This window comes from Pontimicrobium sp. MEBiC01747 (assembly GCF_053601635.1).
On the sequence record NZ_JBSHNS010000305.1, the window covers coordinates 1 to 19735 of the forward strand.

The window sequence follows — 19735 nt, forward strand, 5'->3', positions numbered from 1 at the left end:
TCTTTAAAAAGGGTATAGTGTTCTCATCGTTTATATTATTTAATTCATTTACAATGGCTTCTGTTACCATTACTTTATTTTTTAAAGAAGGATATTTTAAATCTACTACGTTGTATAATTTTGGTAAATCTGCTTTGTTAAATTCATAATAATTAAAAGCTCCTATTGCATTTTTAAAAACAATACTATCTTTAGATTTTAAATCAGTAATAATACGATTGGTTTTAGAACTATAATAGTCTATAGTTTTAGTATTTTTTAGTGGTAGGTAGCTTTTTAAAATAGTATTAGTTATTTTACTATCTATGCTCTCTTTACTAGTATAGGCACTTGCTAAAAAAAATAAATCATTATCTAACCATTGTACATGCCTACTCGTAAATTTACTTTTCTTATTATATAAACGAAACTCTAATGCATTTTGATTTCTAAATTTAATATGTTCTTTACTTACTATAGAATCATTCCATCCTTTAAAATCATCAATAATATTATCATACATAGCATTTAAAGAATCCACTTTAAAATAAGGTTTAAGTTTAGAGAAACTAAAAGTATATACGTTTCCATTATTTTCATCTCTTGTATAATAATCTGTGGAATTATAAATATAGCTTTCAGAATAATCTTCATTATCTATATCCATTCTATTATTTTTTAAAAGATTAAAATTAAAAGAGTCTTCTGTAATAGTAACTAAATTACTGTCTTTAAAATCATTTAGCTTAAAGCTATCAAAAAAGCGTTCATCTATACTTATTTTTTCGTCTGCTTTAGATGATTGACTTAAAAGAAGATATGTTCTATTCCCTCTAAAAAACAATATACAAAGTGAAGGATATTTATTGTCTATAAGTAATTCGTACTCTTTAGCTTCTATACCTTTAAAAATAATATTTTTTGGTTCTCCTATAATTTTTGCTCGTGTTAAAAGAGCTTTTGACATTTCTTTATACGATGCTTCGACATCTTCGATTTTGTATCCTAATGGCAAATCGTTGTAACGGAATAAATAATTTCTATTATTTTTTACATCTGAAGCGAAAAAAATGCTTAAATCATAAGTAAGCATTTCACCCGTGCTATCAGGACTTTCTACTTCACGCGACAAATCTTTTGGAGTTGTAGGTAACTCAATAGAAAAAGCTCCAGTATCGTACGTATAACTAATCCAATCTGTGGATTTTACTTTAGGCAAAGGTTTTGGAGCTATAAATTTTACAGAATTAAAGAATCTTTTTGAAGAATTAGATTCAATATTATCATCATTTCCTAAAATAATAAATTGATAAAAGATATCATCTTTGGCAATGTAGGCAGATTTAATAGTTGAATAATCAGAAGCAAGCGCTTCGTTTTTATCTAGTTCCATAGTCACTAAATACCCTGGAACATTATCCATAATAATAGATTCTCTAGTAGTTTTTATGGCCTTATATTGTTCAATATTTTTGTTAATTATCCTTGCTATTATAGTACTGTCATTTTCATTTTTTTTATTTCCTCTTACATCTAAAGCATAAAAAGTATAACATTTTAAATTGGTTAAGTCTACACTAATATTAATATTAATGATGTTGGTACTGTCTGACGTTATTTTTGAAGGGACTTCAACACTATAGCCTAAATCGGAATCTTTAAAAGTATTCCACTGCATTTTTGAGTCGTCTATTTTATATTGTTCTTTTACTCCTGTAAAGTTTGCTTCTACTGCGGTTACTTTATATCCTTTAGCTCTTAATAATTCAATTAGGCCAAATTCTCCAGGTAAATGAGCGGCTCCAACGGCAGAAAATAATGACTTGTTTTTAGTTATTACATTAATAATACTTTTACACATTACTCTATTTCTACGCTCTAGTTGTAAAGTATATCCCTTATTCTGTATTAAATAATTATTTATTTTATTTATATCTCCAGAAATATAAATCTTGGTTATTTCTTCAAGACTTTCTTTATAGTCTTCAATATTATGCTTTAAATAGTCTAGTATATACTCTTTTTGCTCATTTTTAGTAAGATTTTTAAAAGTATTCATTTGGTCATCAATACTTTCTAACCCAATAATTTCTTTTCGCATTGTTTTTGCATGAGCAAGTAAATGTAGATCTACAAAGTTATTTTTATCGGTTTCTTTATCTTCACTTGGACTTAATGAAAAGATGAAAGCGTCAAGATCTGTTATATCACTTTTTTCTATTTCATAGCCATGAACATCAAAAAAACGTTTAGATAATTTTTTGTAATCATTATCATCTAATAAATCTTTAAACTTTAAATGCGCTTTTTGCGCATTTTTTTCTTTAATATTTAAAACACTTTCTAATATGGAATCTGGTTGGACTTCTAAAGCAAATTTTTCAGAGTTTTCTATAGCTGGTAATACAGCATCACTAAAATTAAATGCTCTAATATCATCAACATGCATAGTACCGAAAATATAAGATGGTTTTTTTAAACCTTTACCTTCAATTTTCCATAATAAACTATAAGAATCATTATTTTGTGCTTGTAAAGAAAAAGATGTTATAAAAAGAAATAGTAAAATTACCTGTTTCTTAAACAGTGTTTTTGAAAATGAATTCATAAGATTGGTCTAGTAAAGTCTTTTATTGGAATTATTGTACGAAAATAGAGAGATTCTTAATAAATTTGGCACTTATCTGAAAAAGATATTCTATTGAGGAAAAAAAAAATATATAACGTAAAAAACATAACTGCGTTTAAGCAAAAACTATTAACCTGGAGCACTCAATTTGATGATGCGGTTTGGTTAGACTCTAACCACCATAATGGACATTACTCTAATTACGATGCTATTTTAGCTGTTGATGCATTTACAGCTATACAAACCGACCATGTAGATGCTTTTGATAAATTTAAAGAATACCAAACCGTAACAAACGATTGGATTCTAGGATATTTAACTTACGATTTAAAAAATGATGTAGAAAAACTGCAATCAAATAATTACGATGGTTTAAACTTTCCAGAATTATACTTTTTTCAACCTAAAAAACTATTTTTAATTAAAGGAAATACTGTAGAATTACAATATTTAAAAATGGTTGATGATGAATTTGAAAGTGATTTTAATGCCATCAAAACTACAAGTTTAAGTATAAAAACAGAGGAAGAACCTGTAAAAATTAAGCTAAGAATTCATAAAGAAGACTATTTTAATAAAATAGAAAAGGTACTGCACCATATACATAGAGGAGATATTTATGAAGCTAATTTTTGTCAAGAATTTTACGCAGAAAAGACAATAATTAATCCGTTAGAAACCTATAAAAACCTTAATAATATTTCTAAACCTCCGTTTGCTACTTTTTTTAAATTAGGAGATAAGTACTTGCTATCTGCTAGCCCAGAACGCTACATAAAAAAAGAAGGGAGTAAGATAATATCGCAACCTATAAAAGGCACAGCGAAGCGGTCTAGAAATAAAAACGAAGATGACGCTTTAAAACAAGAATTAGCATTAGACGAAAAGGAGAGAAGCGAAAATATAATGATTGTGGATTTAGTAAGAAACGATCTATCTTTAACCGCTACAAGAGGAAGTGTAAAAGTAGAAGAACTATGTAAAGTGTACACATTCGATCAAGTACACCAGATGATTTCAACAGTAGTATCCAAAATAGATAAAGAAACACACCCAATAGATGTAATAAAAACGACTTTCCCAATGGGTAGCATGACGGGAGCTCCAAAAATCTCTGCAATGAAAATTATAGAAGCTTTAGAAGAAACAAAACGGGGGTTATATTCTGGAACAGTTGGGTACATTACACCAGAAGGAGATTTTGATTTTAATGTAGTTATTAGAAGTATTTTATATAACGAGACAAAACAATACGTATCGTATTCTGTAGGCGGTGCAATCACAGCAAAAAGTAATCCCTTAAAAGAATACGAAGAATGCTTAGTGAAAGCCAAAGCAATGCGACAAGTATTAGAAGGATAATAAATGTTTACTCTATATAAACTTATAGGATAGTTATGGAAAACACATTTTCATTTAAACTACATAATACAGAACTGTTTGGGCAATATTGGAAACCACAACATGAAAAAGCAGTCGTTGTATTAGTACATGGAATGGGGGAGCACATGTTACGTTTTCAAAATTCTGTAATACACTATTTATTACAATCTAGTTTTGCTGTTGTAGCTTTAGATTTATATGGACATGGAAGAAGTAAGGGAAAGAGAGGACATTGCCCAAGTTATGAAGCGCTATTAGATGCAGTAGATTACACTATAAACAAAGCACAACAATTATTCCCAGAAAAACGAACATATCTCTATGGCCATAGCTTAGGCGGCAACATTGTTATTAATTACACGCTAACAAAAAACCATGCAATAGATGGAGTAATAGCAACAAGCCCTTTTTTACGCCTTGCTTTTACACCACCAAAATGGAAGTTAACCATAGGTAAGTTATTATATAAACTATGGCCTTCGGTAACACTATCCAATGAATTAGATATCACTGCAATTTCTAGAGACACAAAAGAAGTAGAAAATTATAGTAAAGACGCTTTAATACACAATAAAATAAGCCCTATGTTTTCTTTTCCTGTGTTTAACGCAGGAGTATATGCTTTAAATAACGCAAATAAGTTACAAACACCAATGCTTGTTTTACATGGTACAGGAGATAAAATAATAGACTATAAAGCTGCGGAAGAGTTTTGCAATAGTACAGATAAAGCAAAACTAGTATTGTTTAAAGAGGGCTATCATGAGCTACATCATGACCTTTGCAAAGAAGAATTTATAGAAACTGTACTTAAATGGTTGGACAATATGTAAATTAGCATTATGATTAAAACGTTTAAAAATCATATTGAAAATCAATTACCGTTTCTAAAAGAAAAAAAGTTACTTATAGCCATCTCTGGAGGCTTAGACAGTATTGTATTAACACACTTATGTTATAAATTAGGTCTAAATATAAGTTTAGCCCACTGTAATTTTAATTTAAGAGGAAAGGAGAGCGATGGAGATGAAGCCTTTGTATTAGAATTAGCAGAGCAACTAAATTTAGAAATATTTACCCAAAGCTTTGATACTTCTAGATATGCAAACAATAATAAATTGTCTATTCAAATAGCCGCTCGCGAATTACGTTATACATGGTTTAAAGAACTATCTAAACAATTACAATTTGACTATATATTAACAGCTCATCATGCAGATGATGCTCTAGAAACATTTTTAATAAATTTAACAAGAGCAACTGGTTTAGATGGATTAACAGGTATTCCTGAATTAAATAATACCATAGTAAGACCCTTGTTACCATACTCTAGAGGAACAATAGAACATTTCGCTAGAACGAATCATTATACATGGAGGGAGGATAGTAGTAATGCATCAACAAAATACCTTAGAAATAAACTGCGCCATGATGTAATTCCTATTTTAAAAGAAATTAATCCACAGCTTTTAAATGGATTTCAAAGCACATTGCAACATTTACAAGATGCAGCAGATATTGTTGAAAATAGTGTAAACGATGTATTAAAAAAGGCTACAGTTAAAGAAACCAAAACCACTATAACTTACAATATATCGGTTTTTAAAGCATTAAAAAACCCTAAAGCCTATATATATCATATTTTTAAAGCATATGGGTTTACAGCGTATGAAGATGTGTATAATCTATTAGAAGCCCAATCTGGTAAACAAGTATTTTCTAAAACACATCGATTAATAAAAAATAGAGAGAATTTAATACTAACAGTTATAGCAAATGAAGCAGACAATAGTATTTTAATATCCAAAGAAAATAAAGTAATAAAAACACCTTTAGGAACTATTATTTTTAAGGAAGTAAATGAAGTTTCTAAGACCCAAAAAAATGAACTCTTTGTAGATGCCGATACACTACAATTTCCTTTAGAAATTAGAAGATGGAAAGACGGGGAACTCTTTTACCCTATGGGAATGCAAGGGAAAAAGAAATTAAGTAAATTTTTTAAAGATGAGAAATTTTCTTTGCTAGATAAAGAAAAATGTCTGTTATTGTACTCTAATAATGAAGTCGTTTGGATCATTAATTATCGAGGGGATAATCGTTATAAAATTACCGAAAAAACAAAGAGAATTTTTAAAATTACATTGCAAGATTAATAAAGCAAAACACTTCTTAACATTATTTAACATGTTAATACTAAGTTATACGTTTATTTTGCGACATAAAACATCTTAATTTATATAAATGATGAAAAAAGTTTTAGCATACTTACTAGTCCTATTTTCTATACTTACAGTAAAAGCACAAATTTTTGAACCTGTAGAATGGGAAACTTCTATAGAGAAAAAATCTGATACAGAAGTCGATTTAGTATTCACAGCCTCTATAGATGAAGGTTGGCACTTATATTCGCAAGATGTACCGCCAGATGGACCTGAAGCAACAGAGTTTACGTATACTAAATCAGATAAATACGAATTGGTTGGTAAAACAACAGAAGGAAAAGGACACGTTGTAGATGACCCTGTGTTTAATATGAAAATTAAATACTTTTCTGATCATGCAGAATTTAGGCAAACCGTAAAGCTATTAGACCCAAACATTCATAAAATTGAAACTATGGTTTATTTTATGGTCTGTGATGATAGTAAATGTTTACCACCAACAGAGGAAGAGTTTGAATTTGTTATAAATAAAAAGAAAGAACCTACAGCAAAAACGGAAACTAATGAAAATGCTATAGCAAAAACTAAAACAGAAGATTCAGATTCCTCTAAAAAAGGATTATGGGGTATTTTCTTTGTAGCGTTTTTATCTGGCTTTGCAGCTTTACTAACACCTTGTGTATTTCCAATGATACCAATGACGGTTAGCTTTTTTACCAAGCAAAGTAAAACTAAAGCTATAGGAGTAAGAAATGCAATAATTTATGGAATAAGCATAATAGTAATCTATGTATTACTTGGTAGTGCAGTAACCGCAATATTTGGTGCAGACGCCTTAAATGCACTAGCTACAAATGTTTGGTTTAATATTATATTTTTCTTGATACTAGTAATATTTGCAGCTTCGTTTTTAGGAGCATTCGAGATTATGCTACCAAACTCATGGGCAAATAAAGTAGACTCTCAAGCAAATAGAGGTGGTTTAATAGGTATTTTCTTTATGGCATTAGCCCTTGCAATAATCTCTTTTTCTTGTACAGGACCAATTGTTGGAACCTTATTAGTTGAAGCAGCTTCAAAAGGAGGTATAGCCCCAATAGTTGGAATGTTTGGCTTTTCATTAGCCATAGCATTACCATTTGCATTATTTGCAGCATTCCCAGGATGGTTAAATTCATTACCAAAATCTGGAGGATGGTTAAATACGGTAAAAGTTGTTTTAGGCTTTTTAGAATTAGCATTAGCATTTAAATTTTTATCACAAGCAGATTTAGTATTGCAAACACATTTCTTAGAAAGAGAAGTATTTATAGCAATATGGATTGCCATTTTTGGAGCATTAGCCTTGTATTTATTTGGAAAAATACAACTACCGCATGATTCTCCATTAACACATATCTCTGTAGGACGTTTATTTTTAGGGCTTTTTACACTAACATTTACTGTATACATGATTCCAGGATTATGGGGCGCACCATTAAATTTAATTAGTGCATTCCCTCCACCATTAGAATATAGCGAATCGCCTTATGGCGTTGGGTATTCTAAAATAGGAGGAGGAGCGTCTAGTAGTGAGCATTCAGACTTGCCAGAAGGTGCACATTTATTAGCCCCACATGATATTTTAGCATTTAACGATTACGATTTAGGTTTAGCTTATGCTAAAAAAGTTGGTAAACCAGTAATGATTGATTTTACAGGATGGGCTTGCGTAAATTGCAGAAAGATGGAGCAAAATGTTTGGCCTAAACAAAACGTTTTAAATATGCTTAAAAATGATGTCGTGTTGATCTCTCTTTATGTAGACGATAAACGACCATTACCAAACGGAGAAGTTCTAGAATCTAAAATAAAGGAAGGTAAAAAACTGAAATACATAGGGCAGAAGTGGAGCGAATTACAACAATTAAAATATAAAGCCAATGCACAGCCTTTTTATGTCTTAATGGACCATGATGAAGCTAACCTAATAAAGCCAGTGGGCTATACACCAGATGTTGAAGAGTACTATAACTGGTTAAAAACAGGAATAGATAATTTTAAGAAATAAAACTTAAAATAATAGAAAGTATAAAGCGAGGCTATTTGTCCTCGCTTTTTTTAGCTTAAAATGGTAGTTTTACAACAAATTATAAAACATACAGAAGATGAAGTTGCAAGGGCAAATAGTAGATATAGAAAATAAACGTATATATAAAGGTGAAGTTACAGTTGAAAACAATAAAATAGTTTCAATAATAGAAAAAGAGCATGATGTAAACCATTACATCATGCCAGGTTTTGTAGACGCACATATACATATAGAAAGTTCAATGCTAGTGCCTAGTGAATTTGCAAAATTAGCAGTAACACATGGAACAGTAGCAACAGTTTCAGACCCACATGAAATTGCCAATGTTTTAGGAGTAAAAGGCGTAGAATTCATGATAGAAAATGGAAAAAAAACACCTTTTAAATTTAATTTTGGAGCACCATCATGTGTGCCAGCAACGGCTTTCGAATCAGCAGGCGCTATTATAGATTCTGACGCTATTAAAATATTAATGGCTAATCCAGACATTAAGTATTTAGCAGAAATGATGAATTACCCAGGAGTGCTTTTTAATGATGCCGAAGTATTAAAAAAAATTGAATGGGCAAAGCATTATAATAAACCTATAGATGGTCATGCACCAGGAGTAAGAGGAGAAAACATTGCAAAATACATAGCAGCAGGAATTACAACAGATCATGAGTGCTTTACTTATGAAGAAGCTTTAGAGAAGCTACAAAAAGGAATGAAAGTAATTATTAGAGAAGGAAGCGCTGCTAAAAACTTCGAAGCTTTAATAAATTTATTACCAGAACACTATAACGAAATGATGTTTTGTAGCGACGATAAGCATCCAGATGATTTAATAATCGATCATATCAACGCATTGTGCAGAAGAGCAGTGGCAAAACAAATAGATGTTTTTAAAATATTACAAGCCGCTTGTATAAACCCCGTTAAACATTATAACCTAGATGTAGGATTATTAAGAAAAGGAGACTTCGCAGATTTTATTGTCGTTGAAGATTTAAAAACGTTTAAAACCCTTCAAACCTATATTATCGGAGAATTAGTATATAATAATGGGCAATCTTATATTAAAGATGTACAATTTAAAAACCTAAATAACTTTAATACCAATACAAAAACAGTTAATGATTTTAGATATGAATCATCAGCCGAAAAAATTAGAGTTATTGAGTGTTTAGATGGCGAATTAATTACAAACGAGGTTATAGCAAATGCTTTAATAGTAGATGGGAATTTAGTGTCTAATACAGATAATGATGTATTAAAAATAACAGTTGTAAACCGTTATCAAGACCAAAAACCAGCAATTGCTTTTATAAAGAATTTTGGTTTAAAAGAAGGGGCCATAGCAAGTTCAGTCGGGCATGACTCGCATAATATTATTGCTGTAGGAGTAGACGATGAGGCAATTTGTAAAGCAGTAAATGCTATTATAGAAGCTAGGGGAGGTATTTGTGCTGTAACCACTTCTAAATCTAATACAGTACCACTACCAGTTGCAGGTATTATGAGTGATAAAGATGGAGAAACTATAGGGAAGCAATATGCAGCATTAGATAAAATGGCAAAAGATATGGGGTGTACACTTAATGCACCATACATGTCTTTATCATTTATGGCATTACTAGTAATACCATCTCTTAAATTAAGTGATAAAGGGTTATTTAATGGAAAAGATTTTAAATTTACATCCTTAGAGTTTAACTAACTTAGCCTTTAATGCTTTGGCTTTATTATAATTATAATGACTTTCTTTTTCTAAAAGTAGATTTATAGTTTCTAAAGCCTTAGTCTTATTTCCTAATTTTAAATAAACCAAAGTTTTATACCAATACCCTTTAGAACTATCTAATGATTGTTCTTTTAATAAGTTATCAAACGTATTTAAAGCCAAATCATATTGTTCTAACTCTATATAGCTTACACCCAAATAAGTTGTTGCTTGAGGGTTTATATTATTTTTTAAATAGGTGCTAAAAATAGTAGAAGCCTCTCTATACTGTTTATTTTTAAAAGCCTCTTGTCCTTTAGAAAGGTCGTTATTATCATCAGCTCTATAAGTTAAAGAAGGTAAATCGTTCCAGTTTTTGTATTCTGCATATAAATCTTCTGTAGTTTGCGAGTCACCAAAAAATAAAAAATAACCTAATAATAATGCTATAGATGCAGCAATTGGGTAAATAAATCTTGGCAACTTAAAAACACGTTGTTTAGAGTTTTGGTATTCGGTATTTGTTTTTGCAATTACAGAAGCAATAGATTTTGCCTCATTACTATTTAAATAATTTTCAATAATTTTCACCTCGTCTGGGTTAGGTTGATCCTCAAAAGCCCATGAGTTTTTATCTAATGTATTAAATAAATCTTTTTGAACAATAAATTCTTTATATAACTCAGAATCTTCTTTTAATTTGTTTTCAAACTCTAATTTATCTGTAGCATTTAGAGTATTTTTTAAATACCCATCAATTAAACTATATATATTATCATCAAACATTATATTGCTTTTAGTTGTTTAAATCGTTTGTCTTTTTTAACTAAATCACTTAGTTTTTTTCTACATTTAAAAACACGTTGTCGTGCTACAGATTCGGTTGTATACGATAGTTTTTTAACAATATCTGCATACGAAACCTTGTTATAATAGAAGCCTAAAACTTCTTTACAGTTTTCAGAAAGTTTATTAAACATTTCTGTGTATAATTCCCACTTTTCTTGTTCTAATAATTCCTGTATTGAATCCGAATGTTCATCATAGTGTTCTTGATTAGGAATGTTTGTTACCCTTCTTTTTTTTAAATTTAATTCTCTACGCCATAAATTCATACAAATAGTGAATAAATAGGCTTCAAATGACGAGTGGAATTCTACACGCTTTAGTTTTAATCGTGCACTAAATTGAATTAATGCTTTTTGAAAAACATCCTCAGCATCTTCCGTTTGCCCGCTATTTTTAAGAACAAATTTTAGGACTTTTGGATATACTAATTGGTATATTTTTAAAATTCCTTTATTGTCTCCATTAATTAAACTATCACAAAAATATTTGGTATTTTCATTACTCATATTGGTCATTATAAGGCTAGAAATGTAAATATAAATGAATAATGCATTTTTTTGTGGGTAACAAAAAACTTTTTTTGAAAACAAGTTAGTAAATACACAAACCAAAAAAATAATTAACAATGAAAACAAAAGCTGTAATTTACTTAGTCATTTTTATTCTATTAGGATGTTCTGTAGAAACTGAAAATATTGTAACAGAACAAGAAAACAAAACTTTGTACAATAAAATAAGTACACAATCAAGTCTAGCTAATCCAGACCCTTTAGACTATTCCCAAACAGAATTAGTAATAAAATTTAATCCAGGAATAGATGCTGAAGCCAAAGAAAGCATAAGGCAAAGCCATGATGTTATTAAATATGAAACCTGCTCTTGCTCCAATGAAGATATTGAAGTTTGGCATTTTAATACAGACGAAAATATAAAAAGTAGGTTAGGAGAAACAGAAGCAGATCCAGATTTAGAAGGATCAGAGTTACAATACTACATAACTAATTCTAATAATTTATTTAATATAAATGGTAGTAATTTAAAAAATTTGCAAACTAAAGTAGCGGCTTCTAATAGAGATGTTGTTATTGCTGTAATAGACTCTGGAGTAGATTACAATTATGAAGGTTTTAACATCCCCTTTTTGTATGATACTTCGCAAGAATCAAGTTGTAGTGATGACCCATCAAAACAAAACATATCTGGATGGGATTTCGTTAATGATGATAATGATGTATATGATGATAATGGGCACGGAACCATAGTTACATATTCTATATTTGAAAAATTAAGAGACGCAAGAGTACCATTTAGAATATTACCTATAAAAGCATTTAATGAAGAAGGTAAAACAAAATATTCTACTATAGTATGTAGTTACATATATGCCATTAATAACCCAGATGTAGATATTATTAATATGAGTTTTGGTTGGTACTATAAAAAACTAGCTATTTTAAATAGTTATATTGCAACAACTAACAATATATTACTAAGCACATCCGCAGGAAACAAAAGCATAGATACAGATGCTATACCACATTACCCATCTGGTTACGAATATGATTTTATACTAACAACAACAGGAATAAAAAGCACGTATGACGCATTAGCTCCAATGGCAAATTTTGGAGATGAAACAGTAGATATAGCTGCTGCAAATGAATTTATTTTTATGTATGATAATACATCACACCTTCACCAAGGGACATCTTTTTCTGCGGCAGAAACAACAGCAAGAGCTGCAACATTATATACAAACGGAGTAAATCCTATGATATTAAAAAATGATGTTATATATTCAGGGGTATATTTAAGTTCTTTAAATAATATTAAATATCCATATACCCTCGATTAATGATTTATAAAACAGTTAGCGCACAAATTATTACATTACTATTTTTTTGTACGACTTTATTATCATTTGCAAATAATGAATTAGATGATAAAATCAATACAATACTAGAATCAAAAAGTATTGAAAACACAGAAAAGTTTAATAAAATAATGACTATTGTAGAAAATAGTACAGCGCTAACTGAATTAGAACAATCACAATATTATCATGATATATCTAAACTGTTTTATGGAAAATATAAAGACCTCCAATTAGCTATTAAAAGTGTTAAAAAAGCAGTAATAATTAGAAGAAAATATAAAGACACAAATCCAGATTTATTAAAAAAAAGCCTATTTAACTTAGGCGTTTTTTATAACAAAAGTGGAGCTATAAATGCTTGGTATAAAACTTACAAAGAGCTTTTAACAACAGGCACAGAAGACCGTAGACATGCTAAAGTATATGTGGCGTTTGGTAAATTTTACAGAAAAACAGGAGATTTTGCTAAAGCACTAGAAAACCTAGAGAAAGCACAACGTTACTTTGTAGCTAATAACGATAGAAGAGAACTTTTTTTAACCCATTTAAGCTTTTCGTATTTATATGCAAATATGGGGCGTATAGAATACTCTAAGGAAATAATTAATCATTTAGAGCAGGCAGACTCTATTAATACAACCTTTTCCAATTCTAAAAATAGAATAGCAAAAGAGAGCGATTTGTTTATAATAAAGCAACGATTAGGTAATCTAGCTTTAGAGAAAGATGAATTTAATAAAGCAGAAAAAAAATTAAAAGAAGCATTAGTTATAGCTTTAAAACAAAAAGACACAAGTAATATAGCCTTGGTGTATAGTAATTTAAGCAATATTTATATAGAAAAAAAAGAACATGCAAAAACATTAAAAACATTACAAAAAGCAAAATCTCTTGCTAATAGTAATATCATTAAATCTCTTATTAATAATAATTTAGGCGATTATTATTTTAATACAAAGGATTATAAAAATGCAGAAATTAGCTATTTAAGTGCATTTAACGGTTTAAATAATATTACAGAAAATAGGCTACCAAAAGAAAGCGAGCTGTCCAATGTTCCTAATAAATTAGACGCATTAAGCTATTTAAAAGATATAGCTGGTTTTTATTATAAACAATACCAACTAAATAATGATAAAAAATTGCTTCAAAAGGCACTGGAAGCAATTATTATGGCAGATAAACTAGTAGATATTATTAGGTTGGGTAGTACAGAAAATATGTCTAAACTTATATGGAGAGAAAGAGGGGCAGGCATATATATGAAAGGAGTAGAGATAGCCTATCTTTTAAATAAACCAGCCCAAGCATTTTATTTTATGGAAAAAAATAAAGGGTTACTTTTATTAGAAGATTTAACAGCACAACAAGCTAGAAAAGCGAGTAAACTACCAGATAGTATTATTATAAAAGAATTAAATTTTAATTCTAAAATAAAAGAAACAGAAATAAGCTTAGCAAATGAAAATATAAGTAAAGATAGAGAACAACTTAAAAATAAACTTTTTACATTAAAGAGAGAATATCAGTTTTTTACAGACACATTAAAAATAAATTATCCCAATTACTTTAAATCTAAACAGGATATAAAAATCACATCAATTAATGCTATAGATACGTCCATTTTAAAAGATAATACAGCAATTATAGAATTTATACTCGATGATAACCAAGGTTATGCTATAGCAAAAACAACGTCTAGAATTAAATTAATTAAATTAAAAGATATAAAAACGTTAAATGAAGAAGTAAAAACATTAAAAACACTCATTTCTAAACCTTTTTATGACGAATCAAGCTTTAAAAACTTTAATAATCTAGCAATAGAAGTCTATAAAACGTTATTTAAAGAACTAGAAAATATTATTAAAGATAAAGCAGAACTAATTATAATTCCAGATTATACATTAGCATACATTCCTTTTGAAGTTTTGCAAACACATAGAAATGGAAACCCGTTATTACCTAATTACTTACTATACACAAAATATATTAGTTATGCCTATTCTGTAAATTTTTTACTGCAAAATGATAAAGTAAAAAGAAACCCTAAATCTAATTTTTTAGCGTTAGCCCCTATAGAATTTAATAGTGAATTAACGAAGTTAACAGATTCAGAAATTGAAATTGATAATATTAACACCTTATTAGATGGCACAATTTTAAAGCGTGAAGAAGCTACAAAACAAAATTTTTTATCACTATTAAATAATTATAATATTATACACATTAGTACACATGCAGATTATGACAAGGATAAAACAACATGGTTATGGTTTGCAGATAAAAAAATGAAACAAACAGAATTATATACTATAAAAAGCCAAGCAGATATGGTGGTGTTAAGCGCCTGTAAAACCTTAGATGGCGAAATGGTAAAAGGAGAAGGTTTAAATAGTTTGTCGAGAGGTTTTTTTAGTGCAGGAGCAAAAAGTGTATTGTCTTCATTATGGAATACAAATGATAAAAGTAATACAGACATAATGATAGCTTTTTACAAGGAACTAAAAAATAATACACAAAAAAATATAGCATTGGCAAATGCCAAAAAAGAGTATCTAAAAAAACATTTTGGAATAGAGAATTCACCTTATTATTGGGCATCGAATACAATTAATGGGTCAATAGAAACAAAAATGATAACTTCAAAATTAAACTACAGCTATTATATTCTTAGCACATTAGTTGTACTTTCATTAATAATTTTCACCATACTAAAGCTAAAAAAATAATTAATTAATTTTTTTTGGGTAACAGATTTTATTTTTCATAAACACTCTTAAAAGGTGTAAGCTGAAAAACCTAACTAATAGAGTAAGCCTATAAATTAATTAATTATGAAAAATACAACTACACAATTAAAAGCCTTTCTGTGCTTTTTGGTATTAGCTATGTTTAGCTACAATTTATCAAGTGCCCAAAGTTGGGATTATGTGAATTTTACAGATGGCTCAGATTTAGCTATTAATAATGCTGCTATAGATGGTTCCGATAATGTCTATACTTATGGCTGGGGATTTGGGTTTACTAGAGTATTAAGAAAATTTAATGCCGCTGGAAATATACAATGGACAAAAGACATTACTGGGTTAATAGATTATTCAAGTAATAGTACTATGTCTGGAGGTGTTGGAGGAGTAGAATACTCTAACTCTAAAATTTATGTAGTTGCCAATAAAAGTGGTAAAGGTATTGTTTTAACCTCTGGAGTAGGAGCAGGAGATCCAACAACAACGTGGGAACAGTTAGGAGGTACAGCAACAAGTACAATTTCTGGAATAGTACTAAAAAATGGTCACATGTATGTTGTGGGATATTTTGGAGGTGTAAGTACTGGGTCTTCTACTGTAACGTTTAATGGAAGTACAACTTTAACAGGTAACGCACATAGTGGTTTTGTTGCAAAATATACTTATCCATCAAAAACGCTTGTTTGGGCTAAAAAAATTCATGCCTCAAATATTGCAGATGCAGTAAATGTAGATGTAGACAACTCTGGAAACGTGTTTGTATCTGGACACTTTAGAGGGACAGCGACATTTTATAATGGCACAACACCATATTCTTTTACATCTGTGTCTACCTGGACCGCAGAAACATATTTAGCAAAGTTTAATAGTAATGGAGATTTTGATAATACCTTTGGTTTAAAGGTAGATGCAACTTCAGATAATTATAACTGGAGAAGTTATGATGTAGAAGTAAGTGATACTAATAATGCTGTGTATTGGGCAGAAGATACAAGAGTTCGTGCATATAATAAAAATGGTTCTGGAAGTTTACTATGGTCTAGAGATTTAGCATCTAAACCCTATAGAATTAAAACGAATAATTGTGGAGATGTTTATGTAACAGGACAAGCCGGTACACCAGTAACTAAAAATAGTAGTAAAGCACCATGTGGAGGTGACTTTTTTGGAGTATCACTAAATGCAGTAAATGGAACAAGTGTATGGCCAGAAAACTCTACATCTTGTTCATCTTATGGCGCAGAAGTCTTAATAGACTCTAACAATAAAGAAGTATTTGTAGGAAGTTATTTTTCTAGTGGAGGTAGCCAGCCATTAGTAATAGATACATTTTCGTCAGGAAACTCAAAAGGTTATTTTATTGGAAGGTATACAGACGACCCTGTAAATAGCTGTTGTAAAGCAACTTTAGAGGTCGGTAAGAGTAAAGTAATTTGCGAAGGAGATCCATGGCCAGTACTAGATATTACAGGACAAATACCAAATATTGTATCTATTAATTGGTATTTAAACGGAAACCCTTTTCCACAACCTGTAAATGCAGAAACTATTACCACTTTCGCAGCTGGTACTTATTCTGTAGTTGTTGTTTACGACAACAGCTGTACACTAACCGACTCTATGACTTTAGTAGTCGAAGACTGTCCAGCAGAGTGTGAAATAACACCAAAATTTGATGTTAAAACAAAATACTGTACAGCAAGTTTCTCTAACAATTCTTACGCTTCTGGTGCAACTACTATAGTTGGTTATTTATGGGATTTTGGAGACGGAACGACATCTACAGAAGTAAACCCAACGCATACATATCCAGTAGGTGGTAACCATACAGTAACGTTATACGTATATGGAATAAATGAAGAAGGCGATTGTTGTGTAGAACAAATACAAAGAAAGATATATATTAATGTATCTTGTTTACCTAAATGTGGATTAACCCCTAAATTTAAAGTATCAGAAGTAGGAAATGGTGTTTATCTATTTGAATCTGCATCTATAACAAATGGGTTTACAACAATAGTAGGTTACGAGTGGACAATAAATGGAACAGTAGTATCTACAGCTCCTTATTTTGCACAACCATTTTCTGGAGGAACATTATGTTTAACAATATATGGATTAACCTCTAAAGGAGAATGTTGTAGTGAAACAACATGTAAATCTTTTGCTGTAAAACCAGGAGAAGACAGTATAGAAAAAGAATTTAAAGTATTTCCAAACCCAACTCAGGATAATATAAACTTCGATTTTAGTTCGCTAGACAATACAAGAGCATCAAAAGAGATTTCTGTAATAGATGTTAACGGACGCGTTATTTCATCACAAGAAACTAATGAGGCAAAATATAGAATAGAAACTAAAAATTGGCCAACAGGATTATATCTTTGTAAAGTTACAATAGATGGTATTACAACAACAAAAAAGATAATTAAAAACTAAAGACCAATAATTAGGTTTAAAAAAGAAAGCGCATTAATTTTATTGATGCGCTTTTTTACTTAAAAAACTCATAATAGATTACAAGTAATTTACTAACTTTAATCTCAAAAAATAAACCAAAATAATGCCGATAATTCAATCAAAATATAAGCCCCCTTATTTATTTAGGCAAAGTCATGTTTCCACATTATATTCTGGAATTATTAGAAACGTAGAAGGAGTAAAACAAGAAAGAGAACGTATTATTTTAAACGATGGCGATTTTTTAGATTTAGACTGGAGCTTTTCAAAACAAAAAACAAATAAGCTCATTATTATATTACATGGTTTAGAAGGTAACGCACAAAGACATTACACCTTAGGTGTAGCTAAACTATTTAATAAAGAAGACACAGATGCCGTTTGTGTTAATTTTAGAGGCTGTAGTGGAGAAGAAAATAAAACCTTTAGATCATACCATTCAGGAGTTAGTGAAGATCTAGAAGCCGTTATTAATTATGTTATAACACAAAAAAAATACAATGAAATATATTTAAACGGTTTTAGTCTAGGCGGTAATGTTATATTAAAATATTTAGGAGAACGTACCACAATACCAAAAGAAGTAAAGGCAGCAGTAACAGTTTCTGTTCCAGTTTGGCTTAAAGGAGCAATGTTACAACTGCATACCTTTAAAAACATACTGTATACTAATAAATTTAAAAAAGATTTAATAGTAAAACTAAAACGTAAAAAACAGCTTTTTCCAGATAAAATTTTAGATAGCGATATTAAACGAATTAAAGATTTAAAAACCTTTGATGATGTATACACATCTAAAGCTCATGGTTTTGTTGATGCTTACGATTATTATGAAAAATGTAGTAGCCTTCAGTTTTTATCTAATATAACTATCCCTACATTAATTATAAATGCATTAAACGACTCTTTTTTATCTCCAGAATGTTTCCCTGTAAAAGAAGCTAAAAACAACCCTAATTTGTATTTAGAAATGCCAAAATATGGTGGGCATGTTGGTTTTTATGATAAAGGTAATACATACTATAACGAATACCGTACATTAGAGTTTATTAAAAACATATAAAAATACTATAACTTTCTAAACCTCTTCATTAAAAAAAAGAGCAGAATAAGTAAAATAATAATAAAAGCAACTACCTTTAATACAAAAGGATTAAAGGACGTAAATTCTATAGCATCAGGATTTCCTGTTAATATTAACGAGGACCAATAATAAGGCGATAACTCTGTGTTTTGATGCGTATTTATATAGTTTAATTTAGCATTATGTAACGCTTTAGATTTTGTTTGTCCCTCTTTTAAGTTTTTATAAAAATGAACTAGAATTTCATTATTAGATTGCTCATTTACATTCCATTGAGAAGCAATAACACTCTCTGCACCACTATAGAAAAAACCACGAGATAAGCTCATAACACCTTCTCCTTTTTCTAATAAACCACTAGCAGTTTTACAAGCATCTAAAACAACTAAACGCGCTTGGTTTTCTGTACCATAGAGCTCCTTTAATGTTATTTTATCATTAGAAAAAGCTATCCATGGATCTTTATTTTCATCTAAACCAGCATGAGTATTTACATGGATAACATTATAGTCGTTTAATCCAGATATAAATGCTTTTTTTGAGGCCTCTTTATAAGATAATATTACACTAGGAACAAGGTTAGATATGGTTTCCATTTCTTTAGCACTACCCATTAAACTTGGTAAAGAATCTATAGTATAAACTATAGGAGCAAAGCCAATTAACTCTTTTTTTGCAACACGTTTTTTTTGCTCTATTTGTTTAAATACAGAAGCAGATTGATAATAAGAAACCTCGGTGTTTTGTATTAAATAATTTGAAGTATTTTTGTTAGAAGACGTTATTA

13 protein-coding genes are annotated in these 19735 nt (G+C 29.7%); 9 read left to right on the forward strand and 4 right to left on the reverse strand.

Annotated elements, in window-relative coordinates; genetic code table 11:
- The coding region (locus ACVC2P_RS10035) for a TraB/GumN family protein (RefSeq protein ID WP_452598341.1) at nt 1-2587 on the reverse strand (2587 nt) is incomplete at its 3' end.
- A 93-nt stretch (nt 2588-2680) separates the two neighbouring features.
- Here ACVC2P_RS10035 and ACVC2P_RS10040 point away from each other — a divergent pair.
- The 5 genes from ACVC2P_RS10040 (at nt 2681) to ade (ending at nt 9926) form a co-directional block, all read left to right on the forward strand.
- The gene (locus tag ACVC2P_RS10040; RefSeq protein ID WP_452598342.1) at nt 2681-3970 is read left to right on the forward strand and encodes an anthranilate synthase component I family protein; all 1290 of its coding nucleotides are present in this window, start codon (nt 2681-2683) and stop codon (nt 3968-3970) included.
- 35 nt (nt 3971-4005) lie between these two features.
- Complete coding sequence (locus tag ACVC2P_RS10045; RefSeq protein ID WP_452598343.1) at nt 4006-4824, forward strand: alpha/beta hydrolase; 819 nt, start codon at nt 4006-4008, stop codon at nt 4822-4824.
- 9 nt (nt 4825-4833) lie between these two features.
- The gene (tilS, locus tag ACVC2P_RS10050) at nt 4834-6147 is read left to right on the forward strand and encodes a tRNA lysidine(34) synthetase TilS (RefSeq protein ID WP_452598344.1); all 1314 of its coding nucleotides are present in this window, start codon (nt 4834-4836) and stop codon (nt 6145-6147) included.
- A gap of 91 nt (nt 6148-6238) precedes the next feature.
- Complete coding sequence (locus ACVC2P_RS10055; RefSeq protein WP_452598354.1) at nt 6239-8206, forward strand: cytochrome c biogenesis protein CcdA; 1968 nt, start codon at nt 6239-6241, stop codon at nt 8204-8206.
- Nucleotides 8207-8303: 97 nt separating this feature from the next.
- Nucleotides 8304-9926 (forward strand): adenine deaminase, encoded by a 1623-nt coding sequence (ade, locus tag ACVC2P_RS10060; RefSeq protein ID WP_452598345.1) that lies wholly within the window; start codon nt 8304-8306, stop codon nt 9924-9926.
- Here the strand turns inward: ade and ACVC2P_RS10065 are convergent.
- Both ACVC2P_RS10065 and ACVC2P_RS10070 read right to left on the reverse strand, forming a co-directional pair.
- Nucleotides 9912-10715: a tetratricopeptide repeat protein gene (locus ACVC2P_RS10065; RefSeq protein ID WP_452598346.1), complete on the reverse strand. Its 804-nt coding sequence runs from the start codon at nt 10713-10715 to the stop codon at nt 9912-9914. The genes ade and ACVC2P_RS10065 overlap by 15 nt on opposite strands.
- Nucleotides 10715-11284 (reverse strand): RNA polymerase sigma factor, encoded by a 570-nt coding sequence (locus ACVC2P_RS10070; protein ID WP_452598347.1) that lies wholly within the window; start codon nt 11282-11284, stop codon nt 10715-10717. The genes ACVC2P_RS10065 and ACVC2P_RS10070 overlap by 1 nt, the downstream gene beginning before the upstream one ends.
- A gap of 119 nt (nt 11285-11403) precedes the next feature.
- Here ACVC2P_RS10070 and ACVC2P_RS10075 point away from each other — a divergent pair, with 119 nt between their 5' ends.
- From ACVC2P_RS10075 to ACVC2P_RS10090, 4 genes are all read left to right on the forward strand, one after another.
- The gene (locus ACVC2P_RS10075) at nt 11404-12633 is read left to right on the forward strand and encodes a S8 family serine peptidase (protein ID WP_452598348.1); all 1230 of its coding nucleotides are present in this window, start codon (nt 11404-11406) and stop codon (nt 12631-12633) included.
- Nucleotides 12633-15386 (forward strand): CHAT domain-containing protein, encoded by a 2754-nt coding sequence (locus tag ACVC2P_RS10080; protein WP_452598349.1) that lies wholly within the window; start codon nt 12633-12635, stop codon nt 15384-15386. The genes ACVC2P_RS10075 and ACVC2P_RS10080 overlap by 1 nt, the downstream gene beginning before the upstream one ends.
- 105 nt (nt 15387-15491) lie before the next feature.
- Nucleotides 15492-17843, forward strand: coding sequence for a T9SS type A sorting domain-containing protein (locus tag ACVC2P_RS10085; RefSeq protein WP_452598350.1), 2352 nt, complete (start codon nt 15492-15494; stop codon nt 17841-17843).
- Nucleotides 17844-17967: 124 nt separating this feature from the next.
- Nucleotides 17968-18927 (forward strand): YheT family hydrolase, encoded by a 960-nt coding sequence (locus ACVC2P_RS10090; protein WP_452598351.1) that lies wholly within the window; start codon nt 17968-17970, stop codon nt 18925-18927.
- Between the two features lie 5 nt (nt 18928-18932).
- On the opposite strand, the gene ACVC2P_RS10095 is transcribed toward ACVC2P_RS10090, so the two are convergent.
- On the reverse strand, nt 18933-19735 hold an 803-nt coding region (locus tag ACVC2P_RS10095), incomplete at its 5' end, for a CHAT domain-containing protein (RefSeq protein ID WP_452598352.1).

What these genes read in the sequence shown, in the direction of transcription:
- ACVC2P_RS10045 (WP_452598343.1), top strand. Translation starts at nt 4,006, where the DNA reads ATGGAAAACACATTTTCATTTAAACTACATAATACAGAACTGTTTGGG.
- tilS (WP_452598344.1), top strand. Translation starts at nt 4,834, where the DNA reads ATGATTAAAACGTTTAAAAATCATATTGAAAATCAATTACCGTTTCTA.
- ACVC2P_RS10055 (WP_452598354.1), top strand. Translation starts at nt 6,239, where the DNA reads ATGAAAAAAGTTTTAGCATACTTACTAGTCCTATTTTCTATACTTACA.
- ade (WP_452598345.1), top strand. Translation starts at nt 8,304, where the DNA reads ATGAAGTTGCAAGGGCAAATAGTAGATATAGAAAATAAACGTATATAT.
- ACVC2P_RS10065 (WP_452598346.1), bottom strand. Translation starts at nt 10,715, where the DNA reads ATGTTTGATGATAATATATATAGTTTAATTGATGGGTATTTAAAAAAT.
- ACVC2P_RS10070 (WP_452598347.1), bottom strand. Translation starts at nt 11,284, where the DNA reads ATGAGTAATGAAAATACCAAATATTTTTGTGATAGTTTAATTAATGGA.
- ACVC2P_RS10075 (WP_452598348.1), top strand. Translation starts at nt 11,404, where the DNA reads ATGAAAACAAAAGCTGTAATTTACTTAGTCATTTTTATTCTATTAGGA.
- ACVC2P_RS10080 (WP_452598349.1), top strand. Translation starts at nt 12,633, where the DNA reads ATGATTTATAAAACAGTTAGCGCACAAATTATTACATTACTATTTTTT.
- ACVC2P_RS10085 (WP_452598350.1), top strand. Translation starts at nt 15,492, where the DNA reads ATGAAAAATACAACTACACAATTAAAAGCCTTTCTGTGCTTTTTGGTA.
- ACVC2P_RS10090 (WP_452598351.1), top strand. Translation starts at nt 17,968, where the DNA reads ATGCCGATAATTCAATCAAAATATAAGCCCCCTTATTTATTTAGGCAA.